24 protein-coding genes are annotated in these 25,020 nt (G+C 41.0%); 4 read left to right on the top strand and 20 right to left on the bottom strand.

What is annotated here, in order from left to right; all coding sequences use genetic code 11:
• Positions 1-17: 17 nt before the first annotated feature.
• The gene (locus tag MHI23_RS06740) at positions 18-2,144 is read right to left on the bottom strand and encodes a penicillin-binding protein 2 (RefSeq protein ID WP_218676922.1); all 2,127 of its coding nucleotides are present in this window, start codon (positions 2,142-2,144) and stop codon (positions 18-20) included.
• A gap of 337 nt (positions 2,145-2,481) precedes the next feature.
• Between MHI23_RS06740 and MHI23_RS06735 the strand changes: the two genes are divergently transcribed.
• A complete protein-coding gene (locus MHI23_RS06735; RefSeq protein WP_041108781.1) occupies positions 2,482-3,282 on the top strand; it encodes a CAP domain-containing protein in 801 nt (266 codons plus the stop codon).
• A 61-nt stretch (positions 3,283-3,343) separates the two neighbouring features.
• On the opposite strand, the gene MHI23_RS06730 is transcribed toward MHI23_RS06735, so the two are convergent.
• The 10 genes from MHI23_RS06730 to MHI23_RS06685 form a co-directional block, all read right to left on the bottom strand.
• Positions 3,344-4,216, bottom strand: coding sequence for an NAD(P)-dependent oxidoreductase (locus tag MHI23_RS06730; protein ID WP_044331934.1), 873 nt, complete (start codon positions 4,214-4,216; stop codon positions 3,344-3,346).
• A gap of 13 nt (positions 4,217-4,229) precedes the next feature.
• Complete coding sequence (locus MHI23_RS06725; protein WP_224426309.1) at positions 4,230-5,015, bottom strand: SDR family oxidoreductase; 786 nt, start codon at positions 5,013-5,015, stop codon at positions 4,230-4,232.
• Between the two features lie 73 nt (positions 5,016-5,088).
• Positions 5,089-7,050 carry a methyl-accepting chemotaxis protein gene (locus tag MHI23_RS06720; RefSeq protein ID WP_342492390.1) on the bottom strand — a complete coding sequence of 654 codons (1,962 nt, stop codon included), beginning with the start codon at positions 7,048-7,050 and terminating at the stop codon, positions 5,089-5,091.
• A gap of 113 nt (positions 7,051-7,163) precedes the next feature.
• Entirely contained in the window at positions 7,164-8,192 is a 1,029-nt protein-coding gene (gene splB / locus MHI23_RS06715) for a spore photoproduct lyase (RefSeq protein WP_024424698.1), read from the bottom strand.
• Between the two features lie 82 nt (positions 8,193-8,274).
• Positions 8,275-8,517, bottom strand: coding sequence for a transcriptional regulator SplA domain-containing protein (locus MHI23_RS06710; RefSeq protein ID WP_051683472.1), 243 nt, complete (start codon positions 8,515-8,517; stop codon positions 8,275-8,277).
• Between the two features lie 100 nt (positions 8,518-8,617).
• Entirely contained in the window at positions 8,618-10,336 is a 1,719-nt protein-coding gene (ptsP, locus tag MHI23_RS06705) for a phosphoenolpyruvate--protein phosphotransferase (RefSeq protein WP_024426847.1), read from the bottom strand.
• The gene (locus MHI23_RS06700) at positions 10,336-10,602 is read right to left on the bottom strand and encodes a phosphocarrier protein HPr (protein ID WP_003211078.1); all 267 of its coding nucleotides are present in this window, start codon (positions 10,600-10,602) and stop codon (positions 10,336-10,338) included. The genes ptsP and MHI23_RS06700 overlap by 1 nt, the downstream gene beginning before the upstream one ends.
• A gap of 93 nt (positions 10,603-10,695) precedes the next feature.
• The gene (ptsG, locus tag MHI23_RS06695; RefSeq protein ID WP_024426846.1) at positions 10,696-12,795 is read right to left on the bottom strand and encodes a glucose-specific PTS transporter subunit IIBC; all 2,100 of its coding nucleotides are present in this window, start codon (positions 12,793-12,795) and stop codon (positions 10,696-10,698) included.
• A 202-nt stretch (positions 12,796-12,997) separates the two neighbouring features.
• Positions 12,998-13,852 carry a transcription antiterminator gene (locus MHI23_RS06690; RefSeq protein WP_024424695.1) on the bottom strand — a complete coding sequence of 285 codons (855 nt, stop codon included), beginning with the start codon at positions 13,850-13,852 and terminating at the stop codon, positions 12,998-13,000.
• Positions 13,853-13,907: 55 nt separating this feature from the next.
• Entirely contained in the window at positions 13,908-14,897 is a 990-nt protein-coding gene (locus tag MHI23_RS06685) for a LacI family DNA-binding transcriptional regulator (protein WP_034623345.1), read from the bottom strand.
• 93 nt (positions 14,898-14,990) lie between these two features.
• Here MHI23_RS06685 and MHI23_RS06680 point away from each other — a divergent pair, with 93 nt between their 5' ends.
• Positions 14,991-15,134, top strand: a complete 144-nt coding sequence (locus MHI23_RS06680; RefSeq protein WP_162842493.1) for a hypothetical protein — start codon at positions 14,991-14,993, stop codon at positions 15,132-15,134.
• A 54-nt stretch (positions 15,135-15,188) separates the two neighbouring features.
• On the opposite strand, the gene MHI23_RS06675 is transcribed toward MHI23_RS06680, so the two are convergent.
• The 6 genes from MHI23_RS06675 to MHI23_RS06650 form a co-directional block, all read right to left on the bottom strand.
• Complete coding sequence (locus MHI23_RS06675; protein ID WP_034623347.1) at positions 15,189-16,283, bottom strand: Xaa-Pro peptidase family protein; 1,095 nt, start codon at positions 16,281-16,283, stop codon at positions 15,189-15,191.
• Between the two features lie 104 nt (positions 16,284-16,387).
• The gene (locus MHI23_RS06670; protein WP_342492389.1) at positions 16,388-18,307 is read right to left on the bottom strand and encodes a heavy metal translocating P-type ATPase; all 1,920 of its coding nucleotides are present in this window, start codon (positions 18,305-18,307) and stop codon (positions 16,388-16,390) included.
• A 289-nt stretch (positions 18,308-18,596) separates the two neighbouring features.
• Entirely contained in the window at positions 18,597-19,085 is a 489-nt protein-coding gene (stoA, locus tag MHI23_RS06665; protein ID WP_041116461.1) for an endospore biogenesis thiol-disulfide oxidoreductase StoA, read from the bottom strand.
• 54 nt (positions 19,086-19,139) lie between these two features.
• Positions 19,140-20,456, bottom strand: coding sequence for a polysaccharide biosynthesis protein (locus tag MHI23_RS06660; RefSeq protein ID WP_024424690.1), 1,317 nt, complete (start codon positions 20,454-20,456; stop codon positions 19,140-19,142).
• A 113-nt stretch (positions 20,457-20,569) separates the two neighbouring features.
• Positions 20,570-21,220 (bottom strand): cell wall hydrolase, encoded by a 651-nt coding sequence (locus MHI23_RS06655; RefSeq protein ID WP_024424689.1) that lies wholly within the window; start codon positions 21,218-21,220, stop codon positions 20,570-20,572.
• Between the two features lie 307 nt (positions 21,221-21,527).
• Positions 21,528-21,722, bottom strand: a complete 195-nt coding sequence (locus MHI23_RS06650; protein WP_024424688.1) for a hypothetical protein — start codon at positions 21,720-21,722, stop codon at positions 21,528-21,530.
• Positions 21,723-21,889: 167 nt separating this feature from the next.
• Here MHI23_RS06650 and MHI23_RS06645 point away from each other — a divergent pair, with 167 nt between their 5' ends.
• Entirely contained in the window at positions 21,890-22,078 is a 189-nt protein-coding gene (locus MHI23_RS06645) for a DUF2187 family protein (protein WP_003211747.1), read from the top strand.
• A 123-nt stretch (positions 22,079-22,201) separates the two neighbouring features.
• On the opposite strand, the gene MHI23_RS06640 is transcribed toward MHI23_RS06645, so the two are convergent.
• Both MHI23_RS06640 and MHI23_RS06635 read right to left on the bottom strand, forming a co-directional pair.
• Entirely contained in the window at positions 22,202-22,420 is a 219-nt protein-coding gene (locus MHI23_RS06640) for a hypothetical protein (RefSeq protein WP_024424687.1), read from the bottom strand.
• A gap of 379 nt (positions 22,421-22,799) precedes the next feature.
• Positions 22,800-23,546: a glucose 1-dehydrogenase gene (locus MHI23_RS06635; protein ID WP_171464184.1), complete on the bottom strand. Its 747-nt coding sequence runs from the start codon at positions 23,544-23,546 to the stop codon at positions 22,800-22,802.
• A gap of 168 nt (positions 23,547-23,714) precedes the next feature.
• On the opposite strand from MHI23_RS06635, the gene MHI23_RS06630 reads away from it, so the two are divergent.
• Entirely contained in the window at positions 23,715-24,077 is a 363-nt protein-coding gene (locus tag MHI23_RS06630) for a winged helix-turn-helix transcriptional regulator (RefSeq protein WP_034667321.1), read from the top strand.
• A gap of 431 nt (positions 24,078-24,508) precedes the next feature.
• Here MHI23_RS06630 and queF read toward each other — a convergent pair whose 3' ends face one another.
• On the bottom strand, positions 24,509-25,006 hold the full coding sequence (queF, locus tag MHI23_RS06625) for a preQ(1) synthase (RefSeq protein WP_024426839.1): 498 nt from the start codon (positions 25,004-25,006) through the stop codon (positions 24,509-24,511).
• Positions 25,007-25,020 lie beyond the last annotated feature (14 nt).

Below are 25,020 nucleotides of genomic sequence, written 5' to 3'. Positions count from 1 at the left end.
GCTGTGCTCCCTGCGGTTTATTGTTTTTCATATTTCTTTTGTAATTCAACGTACTTATCCACAATTTTACTTGGGATGTTTTTAATAACAGGATCCTTATCTGAGACATAAGGTGTCACGACACTAAACGCCACCTTTGGATTAGAAGAAGGATAATATCCTCCAAAGGTTAAGTTGTACGTTGAATTTCCCCACCAGCTGCGGTTGGCACCATAGTAGAACGTTTGCGCTGTACCTGTTTTTCCCGCGACATCATGCTGACCAAACCGGCCAGCAGCAGTTCCGCCTGTTGATGTGACCATTTTCAGTCCCGTTTTTACGCGGTCAATATCTGCTTTCGAGTTGTTAATCGTATTCAGCACCTTCGGCTCATATTTTTTTACGACTGGGCCTACTTCATCCTTCTTCGTTGGAAGATGAACACTTTTCACTACTCTTGGCTGAATACGGCTGCCTCCATTGGCGATCGTTGACATGTATTGCGCCACTTGAAGCGGTGTATACGTGTCGTACTGACCAATTGCTTCATCAAGCAAGAGTCCGCCGACCGTCTTAGGATGCGTCTGCATCCCGCTTGATTCCTGCGGCAGATCGATCCCCGTTTTCACGCCAAGACCGAATTGCGCATAGTAGTTTCTCATTTTTTGTAAGTGCTCAGGCCTTGCCGGTAACGGACCATCCTTTTGATAGGTGATGCCCGCCATTCTCATCGCTACTTGGAACATGTAGACGTTGGAACTTTTTTGGAGTGCTTGAATGTCGTTAACCCATCCAAGATCTTTGTAAGACCGCTTCGGTTTTCCATTACTTCCTGCAAAGTAGAGCGGTGTATCCATATAGGCTTGGTTGTGTGACATTCCGTCTTGATAACCAGAGAGGACAGTGGCTCCTTTGACAACAGAGCCCATTTCGTACTGGGTCGTAAATGTTCCGATTGCATAATCTGTGACGTCTCTGCCGTCCATTTTCTTGCCTGACATCGCGAGAACATCCCCTGTGTGAGGGTCCATCATGACGACAAAGGCACGATCCATCATATAGTTTCTCGCGCTGGCAGATCTAAGCTCTGATTCAACGATTTTGTCGACTTCCTTTTGCAGCTCCATATCAAATGTCAGCGCAAGATCAAGTCCTCTTCGTCCTTCTGTCCGCTTGATTTCATCGAGCAGCTTCCCGCCAACCTGTGTATATTGAACGGTCGCTTTCTCTGGGTTTAGAAAATCCTCGTATTGATATTCTAAATAGCTCTTCCCTACCCGGTCATTTCGCGAGTAGCCTCTTGCCATATAGTAATCTTCACGCTCTTTAATGATTCCTTGCTCTGGTGTAGTCACACCGCCAAGTACATTATAAAGGGTCTTTTCATACGGATATTTTCTTGTCCAGTCGTTGATGACGTTCACACCAGGCAGTTCATCAAGATGCTCTGAGACAAGTGAAATTTCTTCATATGTCAGGCTTACGGATGAAGTTTGTTTTGATTCTTTCGTTTCATCGAGTAAAGCCACTTTTTCGTCCCCTTTTTTCTCTTCGTTTGGGTTCATTGCCTTCACGATTTGGGGCTCAAAGGCATATCCGCCTGTAAATCTACGGTAGATCGCTGCAACAGCTTTTTCCTCTGCATCCTTTTCGATCGCTTTGACTTCTTTCTTTGGGACACGCTCTACTTGAAGCGGATAGACATCCTTTGCATCGATATCTTTTTTCTCCGCTTTTGAAATGAGTTTATCCGCTTCTTTCGGATGGCTCGCCAGCCAAAAATCTCGAATGTCACGCTCTCTCAAAAAATCAGTATCCATTTTTATATAAGTCGCAAGTTTTCTTGCTACCTTAATCTTATCCTTCGCTTTCACACCGCTTTCTGATGTATAAACGATGGCAGGTACACTTTCGTTATCAACGACGACTCTTCCTCTCGCGTCATACATTTTTCCTCTTGGAGACGGGTATGATGCTGTTTTGACCTCTGTTCGGTTGGCTTGCTTTTTATAATCTTCACCATTGACGATTTGCAGCACACCCAGCTTGATCACAAGTCCAGCAAATAAACTAAATACAGCGAAGAAAAAGAGATTAATTCTCCAGGCGTTCCGGCGCTTGATTTTTTTTTGCTCGGCAGCACCTTGATGCTGTTTCTCTCCCACTTATGTAGCTCCTCTCATCCTTTTCAATCTTTTACAATTACCACTCATTATTGTAACACTTTTGTAATAGTTGTTACAGCGAAACGAGTGAAAAAAAGCTGTCAATCCCTAATCTGCAAAAAAATATACTAACACTTTAAAATATTGGTATGTTTATGTCGTTTTCTTTAAATGGAAGAATTCCCTATCCTTTGATATGAAGCGGCTCTTACGATGACTTTAACAAAAATGACAAACTTGCATTGTCAATGGAGGATGCTGGTACGTTTATAACAAAAAGTCCATGTTATGATTTTTTGTGAGAAAACAAAACAAAGATTTTAGGAGGAGTTACAATATGAAGAAGAAATCATTCTTTTTTTCAGCGCTGACAGCTGCTGCACTCATCACGTTCACTGGAGGACATTCAGCTGATGCGAAGGAGCTTAACCTGAAACAAGTAATAAATGTACAGCATCAAGCCATTGATCTTCATACACTAGCAGCAAAATTACATATCTCTTCAGATGTAAACAAGCTAAGCAAGTCGAATCAAAAAGAGATCGAAGCTCTATTAAACAAACTGATCAAAAGCGGTCAACCTGTTACAGGAACAAAAGTAGTAAAAGAAGTAAACAAAGCAAAACAAGAACAAAAACAAGAATCAGTGAAAAAACCAACTGCTTCTAAACCAAGCACTCCAGCAAAAGAAAATACAAACAACAACAGCAACACAAAAGCTGACCAAAAAGACACAACGGCATCAAAAGCAGACAGCAGCTTAAATGCATTTGAAAAAGAAGTGGTTGAGCTTACAAATAAAGAGCGTGCAAAACAAGGCTTAAAGGCCCTTTCTGTTGATTCTAAATTAAGCAAATCTGCTCGCGCAAAATCTCAAGATATGAAAGATAAAAACTATTTCTCTCATACAAGCCCAACTTATGGATCTCCATTTGATCAAATGAAGCAATTCGGTATCACTTACAAATCAGCAGGTGAAAACATTGCCCAAGGTCAAAAATCTCCTCAAGAAGTTGTGACAGCATGGATGAACAGTGAAGGCCACAGAGCGAACATTTTAAACAAAAGCTACACACATATCGGTGTTGGTTATGTGAAATCTGGCAACTACTGGACGCAGCAATTCATCGGAAAATAATATCAAGAAAACCTGTCCCTATTTGGGGCAGGTTTTTAGTTTGTTTTGAGGATACTGCAAACTATTTAACCCATAATTTATAGATGCTCTGGGTCCCGCTGTTTTCTTCGCCCTGTTCGCTCAGCTTTTCATAAAGGGACTTCGCAAGTGAGAGCCCTGGCATTTCTTCCCCCATCAGCTCTGCTTCTTCAAGTGCAATGCCCATATCTTTGATAAAATGCTTCACATAAAACCCTGGCTCGAAATCGCCTTTCAGCATTCTTGGTGCAAGGTTTGACAAAGACCAGCTGCCGGCTGCACCTGTTGTGATGCTTTTGAGCACCTGCTCTGGATCAAGCCCTGATTTTTCGGCATAGGCCATTGCCTCTGCGACACCGACCATTCCCGCTGCAATGGCAATTTGGTTACACATTTTTGTATGCTGACCGCTTCCTGCCGGTCCTTGATATTGAATGTTTTCACCCATTTGCTCAAATAGCGGCAGACAGGCTTCATAGGCTGACCTTTCTCCGCCGATCATAATGGCCAGCGTGCCATTTTGGGCTCCTATGTCTCCGCCTGATACAGGTGCATCTAATGTAAATATACCTCTTTCCTTCGCTTTCAACTCAATTTCTTTTGCAAGCTGAGGCTTCGATGTTGTCATATCAATGAGATATGTACCTGGCGCAGCATGTGCCACAAGCCCATCTTCTCCTAAATAGATCTCTTCTACATCAGATGGATATCCCACCATTGTAATGACGGCATCTGCACTTTCTGCAATCTCCTTTACTGCCGGCTTCCATGATGCGCCTTTTTGAATCAATGCGTCTGCTTTTGCTTTCGTTCTTGTATAAACGATCACTTCATAGCCTGCATCCATTAAATGTCCTGCCATACTGCGACCCATTACACCGATTCCTATAAAACCAACTGTTTTGATTTGTGCCATCACTTGTTCCTCCTTAAAGAGACTTTGTCAATCCACCATCAATGATCAGTGTTTGACCTGTCATATATGTATTGGCTTCTGATAAAAGAAACACTGCATATGCTGCAAATTCCTCTGGCTGGCCGTAACGGCCAAGCGGGATCGCTTGTTCAGCCTGTGCTTTGATTTCTTCAACCGTTCGATTCTCTCTTTGTGCGCGGTGCTTTTCCAGCTGTTTCACACGGTCTGTTTCAATTTTTCCCGGTGCTAACGTATTGATCAAAATACCATCCTTTGCAAACTCCAGAGCGGCTGTTTTTGTCCAGCCGGCTATGGCCGGTCTAAATGTATTCGACAGCATCAAGCCCGGGATCGGTTCTTTCACTGACATTGACGCAATATTTAACACACGTGCGCCGCGTTTTTTCAAATAAGGCAATGCCTCTTTTAATAATCGAATATAGCTGAGTAAATGAAGCTGAAATGATTCGATCCAATCTTCATCTGTTAAGGTGTCGAGCGTTCCTGTTTTAGGCCCGCCTGTATTGTTCACAAGAATGTCTAGACACTTCTCATCACCAGCCGCCGCTTGAACAAGCGCCTTGATTTGCCCGGCGTCAGATACATCACATACTTGATAAGTCAGCTGTCCTTTGACAAGCGGAGACAGCTCCTTGACTGTTTCTTTCAGCTTCTGTTCATGTCTTCCCGAGAGCATCACATCTGCTCCCTCTTTTGCTAGAGCAAAGGCAATCGATTTTCCGATACCTTGACTGCTTGCAGCTACCAATGCTTTTTTTCCAGTTAGATTGACATCCATGTCAACACCTCCTCTAGTTTATTTTATCATACAAAAAGAACCTTGCTCACATCACAAGGTTCCTTTCCGCTCATTACACCTTAAATCGGTCAACCGCCTGACGCAGTGCCTGGCTTGATTCGTTCAGCATTTCAGTTGAGGTTTTCGTTCTTTCTAACACTTGAACTTGTTCATCTGTAGACGCATGCACTTCCTCAGCTGAGGCAGCAGATTCTTCTGAAATGGCAGCAATACTTTGAATGGAGTCACTCATCTTCTGCTGCTCTTCTGTCATTTCATTAATCTGTGTATGAATGCTGTCGATTGAACCGACAAGTGCCTGCATTTCCATTGTGATACTGCTAAGTGCCTCACCGGTTGCATTGATGGCGGCACCTTGTTCCTCATTCATTTTACTTGCTGTTGTCATCGCTTCAGCCGCCTTCTTCGATTCATCTTGAATGAGTTTGACGGTTTCACTAATGTGTTTTGTTGACTGCGCAGATTGTTCAGCAAGCTTTCTCACTTCTTCTGCAACTACAGCAAATCCTCGCCCGCTTTCTCCTGCTCTCGCTGCTTCAATGCTTGCATTCAGTGCAAGTAAATTCGTTTGATCCGAGATTTCAGAGATGGCGGTCACGACATTTTCAATATTTTTCGTTTTATGCTCAAGGTCTAGCAGCATTTGCTCTACCTTTTTCGATTCTTCGTTTGCTTGTGCTGATTTTTGGACGAGCACACCAAGTGCGTCAAGCCCTTTATAGCTTGCATCTTCAGATGATTTTGAGTTGGTTTGCATTTGTGAAGCGAGCTCACCCATATGGCGCACTTTCTCATACAAATACTCTGATTTTTCATTAATCGTTTCTGCATCTGATGCCTGCTTAGTCGCTCCTGTTGCCACCTCTTGAATGGCCGTTGCAATCTGTTCGCTAGACAGCAAAGTCTCATTTGAAATGTGGGTCACTTCATCCGCTGATTTCACAACTTGATCTGAAGCCCCTTTCACTTTTTCAATTAACTCCCTGATATCCTCGGTCATTTGATTAATGCTTTTCGTGAGGGAACCAATTTCATCTTGGGATTTCACTGCAAGCGTACTTGTTAAATCGCCTTCTGACACCTTACGCACATGCTCTATTAGACGCTTGATTGGCGTTGTAATGCTTCTTGCCAATAAGAAGCTGAGGATCATCGCAAGAATAATGGCAATGACGGAAATAATGATGCTTGTCTGATTCATTTGTTCTGTGATCCAAAGCAGTTTCTTTTTCTCAAAGCTGACACCAATCGTCCAATCAGCTTCTTTGATTTTAGATATGACCGTCAGTTCTTTTCTGTCATCAATACCTGAATTGTCGATCGCTTTTTTCACAGAAGCTACTTTTGATATGTTTTTTCCTTGCTCTGTTGGATGTGCTAAAATGGTTCCTTTGCCGTCAACTAAGAAAGCGGTACCCATATAAGGAATCTTTTGTTCCTTTATATAAGATTGAATGGAGGATAATTTCAAATCAAGTCCAGCGACCCCAACGACCTTTCCGTTTCTGACAATCGCCTTTGTGGCTGAGACGACCATTTCATTTGTTGCTTTATCGATATATGGATCAGTCCAAATGACTTCGTCAGGCTTTTCAGCTGATTGGATAAACCAATCTCGTTTAGATGGGTCATACCCTTCACCAAAATCGGACTCTGGGAAGGCGAACATTTTGCCGTCACTTGTTCCAATATAGGCAAGTGAAATAAGTTCATCCTGCTCCTGCAAGCCTTTTAGTTCATCGTTTTCGAAGACTAATGTTTGTTTTGTTTGTTTTTGGGCAAAATCTTCAGTAAGTGTACTAGTTGCCAGTTTATTAATTGTATCACTGTAATTATCAAGCTTTTGTGCAATGATGTCTCTCATGCTCTCTGCCGTTGCTGCTGTGGTGGTTTTTGCATCTCGTTCAATAAGTGGTGTTAATACTATGTTAGAACCCACTTGAACGGCCACGACGGTTAAAATTAAAATAACTGAGATGAAAACAGCTATTCTCACTTGAAGTTTCTTAAACATCTCATCACCCCTACATCTACTTTCACACCTTAATTTATATATCGGCAAAATGATACCGCATTCAATAGTTGTAAGAAAATTTAAATAGAAAAAACAAGCCGTATAGGCTTGTTTTAAGTAAAATATTCAATTTTTGCAGAAGGAAAGTACTGATCTATATATGACTCTAAAGTCTTTCTTAGTTCTTGTTCCTCATCTTTTTGATAGATATATTTTCCTATTCCGTATCTTCCCCACTTGTATCTTCTTTTTTCTTCGTCCAACTCTAATTTTGATTTTGGGTAGTTTTTTTGAATCACACGCTTTGCTGGTTTTGTAAAGCGATGCTGAATCATCTCAAAGGTGATATCGTCTCTCACATCTTCAGGAAGAGCTGCATCAAGCTTTTCAAAAAGAACTTTATATCCTTCCTGCCAGCCTTCATGGATATAGATTGGAGCAACAATAAAGCCTAGAGGATAGCCTGCCTTTGCGACCTTAACAGCCGCTTCAATCCGCTGATCTAGCGGTGATGTTCCGGGCTCAAAATATTTAATGACATAATCGGCATTGATACTAAAACGGAATCTTGTCCGGCCATTATGCTTTGCGTCTAACAGATGATCAACATGATGGAACTTCGTGACAAAGCGAAGCTTTCCTAAGTCGGTCTGCCCAAAGTATTCAATCGCTCGTTTGAGTGTATGTGTCAAATGGTCAATTCCTACGATGTCTGAAGTACATGATGCTTCAAATCTCGTGATATCCGGCGCCCGCTCGTTCATGTATTGCTCTGCCTGATCTAATATTTCTTCTACATTGACGTACGTTCGAATGTACGGCTTACTTCCCATTGTTGTTTGCAAATAGCAATAATGACAATGTCCCATACACCCTGTTGCAAATGGGATCGCATACTCTGCAGATGGTTTAGACGAGTCAAACTTTAATGTCTTCCTCACACCAATGACAAGCGTTGACTTCGCATTACGATACTTTTGCAAGTCATTTTTTCCCGGAATATTTCTGACCTGGTTGTGTGAAGTCGTTTCTCTTATTTCGATTCCCATACCCTCAAACTTTTCCTTCAGCTCTCGTCCTAACGGGTACTCTAACGCCCGGGGTTCAATGTAAACAAGCTGGGGAACGAAAGGTTTGATCATATTAAGCACATCCTTACCTTTAAGGTTTTCATACCGTTACTTTAACCGCACAGGATGGCTTTTATCCTTTCTAAAATCTCCCTTATTCAAACAAGTTTTGATAAAGAGCTTCTGCTTCTTCATATGTTGGAAACACAGCATCATCAGGTGCTAGTGGATGATACGTTTCAAGTAAAAAGAGGGCAAGCTCTTCATCGTTGTATGGATGTGAAACAATTTCTGCTTCTTTAATTTGTGCTACGTTTGCAGCATGTGGATTTCGATAAATCACATATACTTGATCACCCGGTTTGTAGTCTGAGAAAGGCAATCTGGTCACCTCCATTTTTTAATTATAGGGTGCCCTTCTCACTGCCCAATATGACTCAATATGATAAAATTCGACAAAAAAACCAGACAGTTTCACCTGTCTGGTTTTCATTCACTTAGTTCTGTTGAAACGTCTTCTTGACGAAATCAACCACTTCTTCTGTTGTGCTAAGTGATAAAATATGCTCTTTAAATGATGCAGCTTCTTCTTTAGAAAGCTTGCTTAGCTGCGTTCTAGCTGGAAGAATGGATGTTGCACTCATTGAGAATTCATCTAATCCTAATCCAAGTAGAAGTGGGATTGCGATTTCATCTCCTGCCATCTCTCCGCACATACCGACCCATTTACCCTCTTTATGCGCTGCTTCGATCACAAGCGTAATAAGACGTAAAATCGCTGGGTTGTAAGGCTGATAAAGGTAAGACACTCGTTCGTTCATTCGATCAGCAGCCATTGTGTATTGAATCAAATCATTCGTTCCAATACTGAAGAAATCTACTTCTTTTGCAAATTGGTCTGCGATGACAGCTGTTGATGGAATTTCTACCATCATTCCGATTTCAATGGAATCAGAAACGTCTGTACCAGCGGCAACCAATGCTTCTTTTTCTTCAAGTAAAATGGCTTTTGCTTCTCTAAATTCTGATAACGTCGCGATCATAGGGAACATGATTTTCAAGTTTCCATATGTACTTGCACGAAGTAAGGCGCGTAGTTGTGTTCTGAAAATCTCCTGCTCTTCCAGGCAAAGGCGAATGGCTCTATAGCCAAGGAACGGGTTCATTTCTTTTGGAAGCTGCAAGTAAGGAAGTTCTTTATCGCCACCAATATCTAGTGTGCGGACAACCACTGCTTTCCCTTCCATCTTCTCTAAAACTGTTTTATAGGCATCAAACTGCTCTTCTTCTGTAGGAAGCTGGTCTCTGCCCATGTATAAAAATTCAGTACGGTACAATCCGACTGCTTCGCCGCCATTTTCAAGTACACCTTTTACATCTTCAGGTGTTCCGATATTTGCAGCTAGCTCTACGTGAACGCCGTCTTTTGTAACCGTTGGCTGGTCAACAAGTTTCGCCCATTCCGCTTTTTGAGCTAAGTAGTCTTCATGCTTTTTTTGATACGCTTTCACTTCATCTTCAGAAGGCTGAATGATGACGTCGCCGCTAATACCATCCACAATGATCAGATCATCGTTTTTCACCGTTTTTGTTGCTTCTTTTGTCCCAACAACTGCTGGAATCTCCATAGATCTTGCCATGATCGCTGAGTGAGAAGTACGACCGCCGATATCTGTTGCAAAGCCTTTGACAAATTGTCTGTTCAGCTGAGCAGTATCAGAAGGTGTTAAATCTTCAGCAATGATGATGACTTCTTCAGAAATCATGCTTGGGTTTGGAATGTCAACGCCTAGCAAATGGCCAGTCACACGTTTCGTTACGTCGCGAATATCCGCTGCACGTTCCTTCATGTATTCATTGTCCATTGCTTCGAACATTGTGACAAACATTGTCGCTGTTTCTTTTAAAGCAAACTCAGCATTTACTTTATCAGATTTGATTTTATCCTTTACTGGGTTTAGCAGTTCAGGATCACTTAACACAAGAAGGTGGGCAGAAAAGATATCTGCTTTGTCTTGGCCAAGCTCTTTTAGCGCATGCTCTTTAATTGCTTCAAGTTCTTGTTTAGAAACATGAATTGCTTCTTCAAAACGCTTCACTTCTGTCTCTGGATCATTGATGTCTTTTTGGTGAACTGTTAAATCTGGTTCTTCCAGACGATACGCTTTTGCAATCGCAACGCCTGCTGAAGCACCGATTCCTTTCAGTTGTTGCATTACTCGCCTAGGCCTTCACTTTTCATTGTGTCTTTAAGCGCAGCAAGTGCATCATTTTCATCAGAACCAGAAGCAGAGATTGTGATTGTAGCACCTTTCGCAATTCCTAGAGACATTACACCCATAATAGATTTCAGGTTCACTGTTTTACCATTATATTCTAAGTTGATATCAGCATCATATTTACTAGCAGTTTGTACAAGAACTGTTGCAGGACGTGCGTGAATTCCAGAATCTGCAGTTACTTTGAATGTTTGTTGAGCCATTTTTATCAATCTCCTTTTTATACAATTAATACATCCACAATATTATATCATACTGCCGAGCTTGTCATCTAACAAGAACGGCAGTTATGAAAATTATTTTGAAATTTTCATGATGTTTTCTTGTCCAGCTTTGATTTCACCGGATGCTTGAAGGTCAATAAATTGTCCTTCACTTAAGTTGGTAAATACAATTGGAGTCATCAAAGATGGTACTTCAGACTTAATTTTATCAATATCAACCTCTAAAAGTTTTTGACCGATTTCTACTTGATCTCCCTCTTGTACAAATGCTTCAAACCCTTCTCCTTTGAGGCCGACCGTATCAATTCCGAAGTGGATCAAAATTTCAAGTCCACCATCAGACTGCAGGCCAATGGCGTGTTTCGTCGGGAACACATTTAAGATCTTCCCTCTTACCGGTGAAACAACCGTTCCATCTGTTGGCAAGATGGCGAAACCGTCACCCATCATTTTCCCTGAGAATACTTGATCTGGTACATCTGTAATTGGATGAAGCTCCCCTGTAATTGGTGAAGCAAAAATTTCTTCCCCTTGCTCATTTTGAAGCGGTTTTGCAATAACTTCTTCAACCTGCTGGCTGACTTCTTCTTTTGCAGAAGGGTCTTTCGCTGGACGAGGCGTGCGGCCTGCAATGATGTCCTGCATTTGTGTTTTTAAGTTATCAGAGCGAGGGCCGAAAATGGCCTGAATGTTGTTCCCTACTTCGAGAACACCAGAAGCGCCAAGCTTTTTCAAACGGTCTTTATCCACTTTCTTCTGATCATTCACAGTGACACGTAAACGCGTGATACAAGCATCCAGGTGCTTAATGTTTTCTTGGTCACCCATTGCTTCAAGGATTTCATAAGGCAAGTCATTACCTTTTTCAGACTTCGCCTCACTTGCTCCATCTGCTGCTTCATCCTCGCGGCCTGGTGTTTTCAGATTAAATTTGCGAATAGCGAATCTAAATCCGAAGTAGTAAATGACAGCAAGTACGAGACCTACTGGAATGACGAGCCACCAAGCGGTTCTATTTGGCAGGATACCAAATAGGAAGAAGTCGATTAACCCTCCTGAGAAGGTCATCCCGATTTTCACGTTTAGAATATCCATTATCATAAAGGATAATCCAGCGAATACACAGTGAATCGCAAATAATACTGGTGCAACAAACAAGAATGAGAATTCAAGCGGTTCAGTGATCCCTGTAAGGAAAGAAGTAAGGGCCGCTGATCCCATAATTCCTGCTACTAGCTTTTTATTCTTTGGTTTTGCTTCATGGTAAATCGCAAGTGCTGCTGCTGGAAGACCGAACATCATGAACGGATATTTCCCTGTCATGAATGTACCAGCTGTCAGCTGTACACCATCTTTGATTTGCGCCATGAAAATACGCTGGTCACCACGGACAAGCTCTCCTGATAAGCTCTTGTAGCTAAAGAACTCATACCAGAATGGTGAGTAGAAAATGTGGTGCAGACCAAACGGAATTAATGATCGTTCAATGACACCGAATACAAAGGCAGCCAGCGGCTCATTCGCTGCGAGCAGTCCTGTTGAAAATGAGTTCAGTGCACCTTGGATTGGCGGCCAAATGACTAGCATCAATAGCCCTAAAATAAGTGCTGAAATAGAAGTAACGATTGGAACAAAACGCTTACCAGCAAAGAAGCCAAGATATTGCGGGAGCTCAATTTTGTAAAATTTATTATACATATAAGCTGCTAATACCCCGACGATAATCCCGCCAAAAACGCCGGTAGACAAGGTCGGTATGCCGAGCATATTAATATATGCTGGATGGCTTTCCTTGAAGAACTTAGCCAGTTTGAGTGAATCAGATGGAATGGATCCGTTAGCCATTAATACGGCACTCATCGTGACGTTCATGACAAGGTAACCGATGATAGCGGCAATCCCTGCCACTCCGTCTCCATTGGCAAGACCGATGGCAACCCCTACAGCAAATAATAGCGGAAGATTCGAGAAGACGATGTTCCCCGCATTCTCCATGACACTTGCAACAAGCTGAATTGTATCATTGCTTAAAAATTGAGCTACATCAATCAGCTGCGGATTTTGCATCGCATTCCCAAGTGCCAGTAAAATACCAGCAGCAGGAAGGATCGCAACTGGAAGCATGAGTGCTCGTCCAATTTTTTGCAACACACCAAAAAGTGATTTAAACACTGGTTGAACCTCCTTTTGTTTTCGCTTACAACATACATTTGGGATGCTCCCTGACGTACATTTCATAATTAACCGTTTACATTTCACTTTCAAACGCAAAAAAAGGCATGGTGATCTAAGGTTGCGCAAATAACAGGATCTTATCCTGTATTTACCTTAAGTCACTCATGCCTGATCGAATCAGTTACACGTTTCAAGGAAACTATGAAATTTTATTTGTCAATCTGTACAGATGAAGTGTCAGGTAGACAGCCTCAGCATCCTGTACAGGCTTTTTCAATGCATGCTGCAAAATTTTGATCATTTTCCAAGCAGTATTGTAGCATAAAGGATATTCATTTTTCAATAGATGAAGCAATTTTTCTGGCTCCTCTAATGATTCTCCCCGTTTAATACGCTCAATTGAAAACGTAATATGGCGTAATAAGCGTAAATAATGAATACTTTCTCTGTCTACTTTCATATGAAATGAATCTTCAATGACTTGGACCATTTGTGTAATGAGCTGCGAATGACGGTTCACTTCAGATAATGGCCTATTCGTCAAAGCTGAATGGATATGGAGCGCTATAAAGCCAATTTCTCCTTCTGGCAGCTTCGTTTCGACATCTGGCCGCTCGTTAATCAGTTCAACAACTTCCTTTGCAACCTCGTATTCTTTCGGGTAAAGCGATTGCGTCTCAAGCATAAAAGGGTTCGTGATATCATAGCCTTGCTGCACCCGCTTAAAACTAAACGCAATATGGTCGGTCAGTGCAACATGTATATGCTCATTCAATCGTTGTCCCATTTTTTCTCGTATATGATAAATGACGTCATTGGCAAGCTCGATCATGTTCTCATCAATATGATGAAGCAGTTGTTTATATTCTGTTTGTTCCTTCGTGTTTTTTAACACAAACATTTTTTCAAACACGTCTTGATCGAGAAGATCCCCCGATTTTTTACCGAAGCCGATCCCTTTCCCAATCAGAACCACTTCGCCCAAAGAAGGGTGTCTTGCGATGATGACATTATTATTTAACGCTTTATCAACGGTGAAGGATTCCATGAACATCCCCACCTCCTTCTTATTCAATCCCTCTTATCGTACAAAACAGATGAAACGTGCGTCAACGATTGTTTTTCAAAACGGTTGTTGTTCGCTCAATCAGGCGAAATGGCAGCATTCTTTTTTCTGATTTCTCTCCCTTTAATGCCCGGTCAAACAAGTCAAACGCTTCCTGTCCCATTTGTTTGAGGGGAATATGAATGCTGGAAATCCCCAAAGCCTCACTCAATTGGTTATTTTGAAAGCTGAGTATGGCTGGTGATTCTCCTACTTTTATGTCATGACGCTGCGCCTCTAATAAAAAGCCGGCAGAGACTTCGTCATTTGTAATAAATAAAGCTGTAGGACGATTTTTCATTTCCTGCCATTCTGCAAATAATTGCTTCCCATCAAGCAGGGATAACTTCCCTTCGATGATCCACTTCTCATCAATGGTCTGCCCGAGCGATTGCATCATGTCTTGATAAGCCTGAAGTCGCGACTCGCTATTCGCTCCTTCTGTTCTGGCGAGAACGATCGCAATTCGTTGATGGCCGCATGCCGCCAAATGATGCAGGCCTTCCTTAAATGCTTGATCATGCGCAATCGACACGGTTGAGCATTGATCGTGCGGTGCAGGATGACAAAATATAATCGGCCCTGATTCCTGCCACTTTAAAATGTGACCATCACTTAACGCATTTGAACAAAATATTAAACCATCTACACGGCGCTCTTTTAAACTCATTAACGCTTCTTTTTCTTTTAATGGGTCATATCCTGTTTGAAATAAAGCAAAATGCATGCCGCGCGCCTGTGCTTTTTCTGCAATACCTGTGACGAGTGCGCTGAAATAAGAGTGTTCAATGTTTGGAAGGACGATGCCAAGCATATTCGAATAGCCCTTCGCTAAATGGACCGCCTGGATGTTTCTTGTATACTTGAGCTCTTTCATCGCTTGTAGAACACGTTCTCTTTTTTCTTCTTTAACATAAGGATGCTCATTCAACACACGTGATACGGTTGTCACAGATACGCCCGCTCTTTTCGCAATCTCCCTTATGTTTGCCATTTTTTCTCCTACTTTCTCTTGATATGGTAAGCGTTTCATACTTTAAGATGTATGTGAGCTGAACAAATCACTGGATGGAAAGGGGAATTCAAGATGGGTTTCATCATATGGATTATATTATGTATGACTGTTTTGTTTTCTGCTCGTTTTGCATTACATCCTTTAGGAAAAGAACATAAAATCAAACCGTTTCAATCAATTGATGATTTTTTTGTTGATAAGGATCGAGAAGAGTGATAAAAAATCACGATGACACTTCCAAGACCTGGACGTTCATCGTGATTTTTTTCATTACTTGATGATCGTCAGCTCTTTCGGATAATTGGTTAAGGTGACTGGACCATCTGCCGTAATGAGAACATCATCTTCAATTCTTACGCCGCCGACTCCTGGGACATAAATTCCTGGTTCAATCGTATACACCATACCTTCTTGCAGAAGGTCGTCATTTGCCTGACTCATAGAAGGAAACTCATGAACAGAAACCCCTAACCCATGTCCAAGGCGATGAGGGAAATATTCACCATATCCCGCTTCTGTGATCAGCCCGCGGGCTTTTAAATCAAGATCACCGATTCTCACGCCGGGCTTACTCATTTCAAGTGCTGCCATTTCTGCATTTAAGACGGTTTGATAGATGTCCTTTTGCTTTTCAGAAGCTTCCTGATAGATAAATGTTCTTGTGATATCTGAGCAATATCCATCGACAATGACGCCAAGGTCAAATAACACAAAATCACCTTTTTTTAAGGCTGCCTGTCCCGGATTTCCATGAGGCTCGCCTGATTTTTCACCAAAGAGAACCATAGTTGAAAAGGACATACCTTGAATGCCTTTTTTCTTTAGTTCATATTCTATGACAGCGAGCACTTCTGTTTCTGTAATTCCTTCTTTTAAGGCGTTAACCCCAATTTTTACACCTTCATCTGCCAATTGAGCCGCTTTTTTCAGTGTAGCAATTTCAGATTCATCTTTAATCAGTCTAAGCTGATTGAGCGCATCTTCAGCCCGGACGAACGTTTCTGCCCCGGTAACAGCTTGGAGCTGTTCTGCTCTTTGAAGTGGAATCGATTCTTTTTCAATCGCAAGACGCGCCGTTTGAATGCCTCGTTTTTCTATCGCTGATTGAATGAAATCAAATGGATTCTCATGATCTTCATATCCAATAATATCGCCGGACCATCCTGCATTTTTTGCCTGCTCAACTTCCATTTTAGGCAAAATAAAAAATGGTTCTGCCTCTTGGAACACAAACAGCCCCATCACTCTTTCATGCGGCTCTGTGAAGTATCCAGATAGATAAAACACATTTTCCTTTGTATGTATAAATGCACCTTGAATGTCTTCTTTCTTAAGCCAAGAAGACAAGCTCTTCATTCGGTTCATCATGATCCTCCTCACACGTTTTACTACTGGTCTATTGTATCAGTTTTTGCTTTATTTCGCACAAAAGCGCACTGGCATGAATCCAGTGCGCCCTGATGATTGATTTAAGATGCACGAAGCAGACGCAGACCATTTAAAATGACCAAAATCGTACTTCCTTCATGCCCGATGACGCCAAAAGGCAAATCAAGCACTTGTAAGAAATTCGCACAAATTAACAGACAGATCACCGTTAATGAGAAAATAATGTTTTGCTTAATGATTCGATTCATTTTTCTTGAAAGACGGATCATCTTTGTTAGGTTATTTAAATTGTTCTTCATTAAGATGAGATCCGCTGTTTCTAAGGCAACATCTGTGCCTCCGCCCATCGCAACCCCAACATCTGCTGTGGCAAGCGCTGGTGCATCATTGATTCCGTCTCCTACCATGATGATTGAATTACCTTGTTTTTTTAATTGATTGACCTCATGTACCTTTTCATCTGGAAGACATTCAGCCACTACGGTTTGGATGCCGGCTTCCTGCGCAATCGCTTCAGCCGTTTTTTGCTGATCTCCTGTCAGCATGACAGTCTGGATGCCTAAATCATTTAGTTCTTGAATCATTTTTTTGGCTTCAGGTCTGATTTGATCCTTAAGGCCAAGACAGCCAACAACTTTTTCATCCTTTTGAACGTAGACCACTGTGTATCCTTGCGCGGAAAGGTCATCACCTGTCTCTTCAATCTCGCGGTCGATTGACGCCTTACCCGCAAAGTCTTTCTTCCCAATCCGCCACGTTTCTCCATTTAATTGTGCTTTCACACCAAATCCAGAGGTTTCTTCAATGGTGACATGGACTGTTCTTTCTGTTTGGTGCTCTTTTGCCATATCAGAAATTGCTTTCGCTAATGGGTGGTTTGATTGACTCTCAATTTGATAGAGTGCCTGGTAAAAAGCAGATTCATCCTGCCCTTTCGTCATGACAACTTGTTCTACGGCTGGCTTCCCGCTTGTAATCGTCCCCGTTTTATCAAAAGCAATCATACTGCTTGTGCCTAGTTTTTCTAAAAAGACGCTTCCTTTGACAAGCATCCCATTTCTTGCGCCATTTGAGATCAGTGACAGTGCGGCTGGCATAATGGATGCAACAAGAGCACAAGGTGAAGCAACGACCATAAACACCATTGCCCGATAGAAGGTTTCACTCATACTCCAGCCGAGTACAAAATGAGGCAGAACCATTAATACCGCAACGGTGATCAGCACACCTTTTACATAGGCCCCCTCGAATTTTTCGATAAATGCCTGGCTTGGCGAAACACTTTCTTGAGCGGATTCGACAAGTTTAATAATTTTATGGAATAACGTTTCTTCATTATGTTTCGTGACTTCCACTGTTAAGGAACCATTTAAATTCACTGTTCCTGCAAATACGTCTTCCCCCTGCCCTTTTTCCTGTGGAATAGATTCGCCTGTGAGGGCAGATTCATCCACACTTGTTCTCCCGCTTAAAATGACACCATCTGCTGCAATGCGTTCCCCAGCTTTGACCATAATCCGGTCACCTGGTGTTAATGAAGAAGCGGCGATTTGAATGGTCGTACCGTCTTCTTCAATTAAAGTTGCTTCATCTGGTGCAATGCTCATTAATGCTGTTAAATCTTTCTTGCTTTTATTTGACGTATACGTTTCAAGCGCACCACTCAGTGAGAAAATAAAAATTAAGATAGCGCCTTCTGCCCAATAGCCGATTAAAGCTGAGCCTATTGCTGCGAAAATCATTAAAAGTTCCACATTCAAGGTCTTCGACGAAATCGTTTCTTCAATTCCTTCCTTCGCCTTTGCAAAACCTCCAATAACAAATGCTAGGATGAAAAGAGGAATGCTCCACATGCTCTGATCCTTTAGAATCCATCCAATTAAAATGAGAATCCCCGAGATACCTGCTGCAATTAATTCTCCGTGCTGTGCCCATTTATGTAAGGACCATTTCGATTCCTTTTGATTTGTCGTTTGGTAAAGTGCTGCATTCTCATTCATGATTGTTTTCTCCTCTCTAATTGATAATCGTTTTCACATTATCAATCGTTGCCCGTTTCTTTTTCCATCTATATTTTCTGCTATTTCAAGCTTTTTATTGGTCTGTAACTCATTATAACAGGTTCTGATCAATTTTCAATTAATAATTATTATAATTTCTTTTTGATAATAATTATCATTATTGATATAGATCGTTCCGTCTTCTTCTGAGCACAGTGTATTCAGATGAAAAGCAAACGAACACAAAAAAGAACCAACAGAATTGGTTCTTTCACAAAAAGGATTTGTTCTACGAATTTGTCCACTCTTTGATTTGTTTTTTCGTCAGTGGACCTACATGATTTTTCACCACTTCTCCTTTTTCGTTAATCAAAAAGGTAGTTGGGATGGTGATGATTTGATATTTCTTCATCATTTCTCCGTGTTCATCTAGGATGATCGGGAATGTAAACCTTCTGTCTTTCACAAATTGGGCAACAGCATGTTTACTTTGTTCAGCACCTAGTAAATTCACGGTCAATATGTCAACATCACTCTGATTTTCTTTCACAATCTGTTCAAATTCAGGCAGCTCCATTTTGCAGGACGGGCACCATGTTGTCCAAAAATGCAAAATGGTCTTTTTTCCTTTTGCGGGAACCATCTGCATGTCACCATTTAATGTCGGCGCCTCTATCCTTGGCGCCATCACAGGCTCTTTTGCTTCTGCTGCTGCGCTCATGAGAAATAGAAGCACGCTCATCATCAGAAGACTGGCGGGTAGATTTTTACGATTCATCAGGATCTTCCTTCCCAGTTTTCTTATAGCTTGCCCGCTCGATGATGATGACATTCAAGCTTTTTTCAATGTAAGGAACATTGAAACGCCGAGCTCCTTACAAATCGTCGCATAATGCAGCGCAGTCAACAGCAGCATGCCTGTGTTCATCCCTAAAATGACCCCCATCATATTCAAGCTTTCAATTGAACCAAGGAAATACACCATAGAAAAAGAGACGACATGCACCCATATATTATGTAGGAACACATCTTTGATGAGCCCCATTCCGATTAAACATGCTTGAAAAGGCATCACAAACAGATGGCATAAAAAGTATGGCCAAAGCAGCTGTAAATAGACAGCAGCTTGCGGTGAATCAAAAAAAAGCTGTGTGAGCGGGTAAGCAAAATAATACATCACCATCACTGCCGGCACCCCATATCCAAACGTTATGAGAATCGCCTGTCTAACACGTTTTTTCACAAGATCATACTGGCCTAAAGCATAGGCTTCAGAGACACTCGGAATCATCACAATCATGATGGAATGAGCGATAAACGCCGGGAAAAAACCGATCGACATTGCGACACCAGCCAGCATGCCGTAATGATCAACAGCAAGTGTTCCAGAAATGCCTGCTGCCACGAGCGCTCCTTTGATTAAAAATGGTTCAACCGCATTGGCAATCGCATGAAAGATGCGCATGCCCGTTGTCGGAATGGAAACGGCTAATAGGCGCTTTCGCACATCACTTCCTCTTAATTCAACAGACCTGACATTCACAGCATTTTTTGCCATGACGTATTGGGAGTATAAATAAATAAAGACAACAAGATCACTCGCAACAATGACACCAATGGCGATGAGTACTGCTGTTTCAATATCAAACGAATACCAATGAAAAAACAAAAACAAGCAGATAAGCTGGATCGTTTTCTTCAGCATATTGGCTAAAGCAATTCTGCCCATTTGCTGCTTTCCCATAAAATAGCCGCGGGCAATGGAGGTAAACGCAATAATCGGGATAAGTGACAGCACTAGGCCCTTCATCAGCGGATGATACGACTGAAACACTGGAATGAAAGGCAGTACAATGGCTGCTATAGCTGTTGTTGTACTTGTCACCACAAGTGTCATTTTAAAGGCATGACGGAGCATACTTTTGTGGAGACGCTCATGTGATTCTGCAATGAATTTAGAAATGGAGACTGGCAGCTCTAAGCTGGCGATCACTAGGACAAGCATGATGATTGGAAGGATACTCATATACAAACCCATTCCATGTTCTCCAAGCTCTCTCGCTAAAATCATATTGACTAAAAACTCTATACACTCCGCAATAAAAGCTGCGACAGATAGCAGAATGACCCCTTTTACAAATCGATTCATGTAGCCTCCCCTTGTCTAAAGCAAATTCTTTTCACATTCTATGAGACAAGTCCAAAAAATATTTTAATAATTGAAGACAAAAAAAGAGCAATCTCATTGATCGCTCTTTTTCTTTATACGGCAAACACGTGACGTCCGATGCGTTCTACAATTTTGCGGGAACGAATCCAATGATCTGTTGCCGTTTTTGGATTATAAAAATAGATAGCCTTTGTTGTTCTGTCATGCTCTTTTACTACCTGCTTCACCGCTTTAATGGAATCTTGATCTGCCTTATCATGAATGCTTCCATTTGATACTGGCTGGAAGGCATTTCGCTGATAAATCACACCTTTAACGCTGTCAGGAAAAGAACGATGCTCCACCCTGTTTAAAACAACGCTTGCCACCGCTTTTTTCCCTTCGTAAGATTCACCTTTCGCTTCAGCATGTACCAATCGAGAAAGCAAATCCATTTCTTCATTAGAATACTGTTTGCCGCTTGCCTTATTCGTCGTTTCAGATTTTACTTTTTTCTTTTGCTTCGGTTTTGAAGACTTTTCTTCTGTTGACGTACTTAGCAATTTCACTTTTGGCTGACGCTTTTCTTCAGAAAATGCTGGGATGACTTGATCGTGGTCTTGATCTATATATGAAAGCTGATGTTTAACAGGTGCTTGTGAAAGTTCGTGACTTAATGTGCCTTGCTGCTCTTGTATATTGTCCATCTTCATTGCTGCAACGAGCATAAGGATGACAAAAAGAGCTGTATGAATTTTAATCATTCGCCTTTTTCCTCCTTTAATCAAAAGTAGGCTGTAAGATACTTGTCCACTCTAACAAGAGCTCATTCTATTTTCACGCACAAAGATTTACATGCCTGTCCAAATTCCGTCATTAAATGGCATGTCCTAGTTGAGCGCACATAAAATGGAATTGTTAGCGCTTAAAAAGGTCCCTTTTTCACCTATCATCATCCTTATGCTCCTGATTATGGGTTATTACATTTTCTTTTCATATGTATCAGAGTGGTTTGAAGTGTGACAAAAGAACGAAAATAAAAAAGCTTTCTCTCATCAATGAGAAAAAGCTTTAGCTTCTTGCTTCTGTAAGATATTCAAAAATAACATCTCCACCATGTTTGGCAATCCCGCGAAAATGTTTAAAATCATCTTGATTCACCAAAACAGAACGAAACGTTAAAAAGTCATCTTTTTGGATGGTCACCTGTTTTTCTGTCCCATTCCGTAAAGATTCGAGGATGGTGAGGATTTGTTCTTCAGTCAAAAAAACCGCTCCTTTTCAGCCATGATCAATTATTAAATATACCATTCGTTAGAAGAGCATACAACGAAAACAAAACAAAAACGTCTTTATCCTTTACATTGGTATGAAAATATTGCAAAATACTTTTTAATAGGGAATGAAATCTGTTTTTAAAGGAGAGGGATCGGTTGAAGATTGCAAAAATTGGAAATGTGATCGAATTTAGAAATGGTTTAACAGGTGTAGTTGAAAAAGTGAATGAAAACTCTGTCATTGTGGATGTCACTATTATGGACAACTATAGAGATTTAGAACTGGATTCACTAACAGTCGTTAATCATAAAAACTATAAAATCATCAAAGACTCCGTACATTAATTTGCAATCCTCAATTCAGACGATCGGTACATACGTATATATAAAGCAAATTTGGCTCGTTTGACAACTTTGCTCTATTTGAACAATCACATATGAAAAAGACTGATACCACTTAAAGAGGGGTCAGTCTTTTTGCGTATGAAAGGTTTGCATTTCCGCCTTCGTCTTGTACATCTCGACTTCCTCGGGTGTGATCACTCCTTTATCAATCAAGAGGGCAATCACTCCAAGCAATGTGGAGGCACTCCATTTATACCGTTCTTTGTTTTGATGTTCAAGCATTTGAAGCTCTTCCTTTAGTTCCATTAGCAGCTGCTCTGCCCGCTCTTCTTTGTTTGCCAACTCAAACGCCTCCGTTTCTCATTCATTGCCTCTATTTTATCTTACATCAAATGAGATAAGCAAAAAAGCATCATCCCTCTTTACAAACATACGTTCTGTCATGTATAATATGTTTACGAGCTGGTAGCCCCCAGCCGTCCTAGCAAGTTCTATTCCCATTCGTATGAGAAGAGTGACATGACTCTTCTCTTTTTTTATGGTTGATTCGCAAAAAAAGACATGCATCCGGCATGTCTTTTCCTTCTTTCTCATTTTACATATCCATCATCAAACTTAGTTTGCAGCATTTATGGTTACTCAGGACATAAGGAAAACGACTTTTTTATACGACTCAAGGAAATCCCCATTAAGGACGATTTGTAATCCCTTCGCAGTGACATTATACCTGTGCTAGCCCGCCATCTACGAACAATTCAACACCCGTCAAGTAACTGCTTTCGTCTGATGCAAGGAAAGATACAGCGTTTGCTACTTCTTCAGGTGTCCCAACTTTTCCAACTGGAACAGTATTTCTGGCATTTTCCATCGCTCCTTCAAGTGCATCACCAAAAAGCTCATCGTATGCAGGTGTAAGAATCACTCCTGGACTTACCACATTTACACGAATTTCAGTACCTTTTAGGTCAAGAATCCAGTTGCGAACTAGTGCTCTTAATGCTGCTTTAGATGCTCCATATACACTAAATGCTGGGTTGCCAATTGATCCAGCAGTAGAGCCCGTTACAATAATAGAACCTACTTTGTCCGGGAATAGTGATAGCGCTTTTTGAACAGTAAAAATGGTTCCTTTCACGTTAATGTCGAACGTTCTATCAACCTGCTCTTCAGTAATTTCACCTAATGGAAGGAAGTTGCCGATGCCTGCATTAGCAAAAAGGATGTCCAACTTACCTTTTTCCTGCTTTATCATGTCATATAGTTTGTCTAAGTCTTCAAGCTTAGAAATATCACCTTGAACACCGGTTACGTTCTTGCCAATTTGGTTAACAGCTTTATCAAGTTCGTTTTGTCTACGTCCCGTGATATAAACATATGCACCTTCGTTTACAAATTTTTTTGCTGTAGCAAGACCAATCCCACTTGTTCCACCCGTTACAAGCGCTATTTTACCTTCAAATTTCCTCATACTTAACACTCCTTTAGAATTCATATTATTTTATGTCTAGTACCTTTAAGTACTTGAAGAACAACTTACAAGTAATAGTATCCTTCAGTAAGCACATTATCGGAAGTACCCACTTTTTTGTGATATAGTAACTAAAAAGTAACAAATGTGGAATGGAGAGCTTTAGACATGAAAAAATTTAGCTGTGGGTTTGAAGTGACAAAGGAAGTGATTGGCGGAAAATGGAAAGGACTTGTATTATACTTTTTAATGAATGGACCAAAGAGAACGAGTGAATTAAAGCGCATTATCCCAAATATAACTCAGAAAATGCTGATTCAAACTCTTAGAGAGCTTGAAGCCAGTGGACTTGTGACAAGAAAGATGTATAATCAAGTACCGCCGAAGGTTGAATATTCATCCACTGAACTTGGAAAATCTCTTAAACCTATCTTGCAGGAGCTCTGTCAATGGGGGAGCCATTATGCGGAGCAAGAGTATGCAGAAGGTGAATATGAAATTGTACAACCAGAACAACTAAAGTTAGGATAAATGTAGCTGCTGAAGTAAATGCTAAACAACTTCAATAGCCTCACCTAACAGATGAGGAACAGTCATGAAATAAATGAGATTGTCAACTTTTAAAGTGAAGTTCTAATCAGAAGTGTCATGGACTATATTCAGGAGAGCTTTGATGAAATTCAAAAATGAGCTGTTTCAAATGTTAAAGAGAAGGTTCAGAAACTTAACCAAACAATAATGCCTATGATCTCATAATAGGCATTTTTTCTTTCGGATAAAAAAGAAAAGACGTACAAATTGTACGCCTTCATCTGCCTCTGTACTATCAATTGTTCACTGCATAAAAGCCACAGTTCAGGTTGCACCTCAGGTCACACTTTTTCATACAATTCCCATGAGTATTTTCAGGTGTACTTTTTCTACTTTAATGTGACACCAATTCGTTTCACACAGCGGAATAATTACCGATTATCAATCGTCTCCGGATACATATCATGGTTCATCATACGGTATTCTGCCATTTCCTCATATTTCGTCCCAGGTTTCCCGTAGTTCGTATACGGGTCAATGGAAATACCGCCTCTTGGCGTAAATTTGCCCCAAACTTCAATATACCTTGGGTCCATCAATTCAATCAGGTCGTTCATAATAATGTTCATACAGTCCTCATGGAAGTCACCATGGTTACGGAAGCTGAACAAATATAATTTTAACGATTTACTTTCGACCATGATTTCATTTGGGATATAGCTGATATAAACTGTCGCAAAATCTGGCTGACCTGTTTGTGGACAAAGTGATGTAAATTCTGGGCAATTGAATTTCACAAAGTAATCTCTATTTGTATGTTTATTCGGAAACGTTTCAAGCACTTGTGGTGCATAATCAAACAAATAATTGGTTCCTTGGTTTCCTAGTAACGTGACACCTTCTAATTCTTCTGGTTTTCTTGTCGTCATGTCATCTCTTCCTT

It is taken from the genome of Bacillus sp. FSL M7-0003 (genome assembly GCF_038628485.1).
Classification (GTDB): domain Bacteria; phylum Bacillota; class Bacilli; order Bacillales; family Bacillaceae; genus Bacillus; species Bacillus safensis.
Note: the sequence above shows the minus strand (reverse complement) of the source record. Positions and strands in the feature narration are given on the sequence as shown.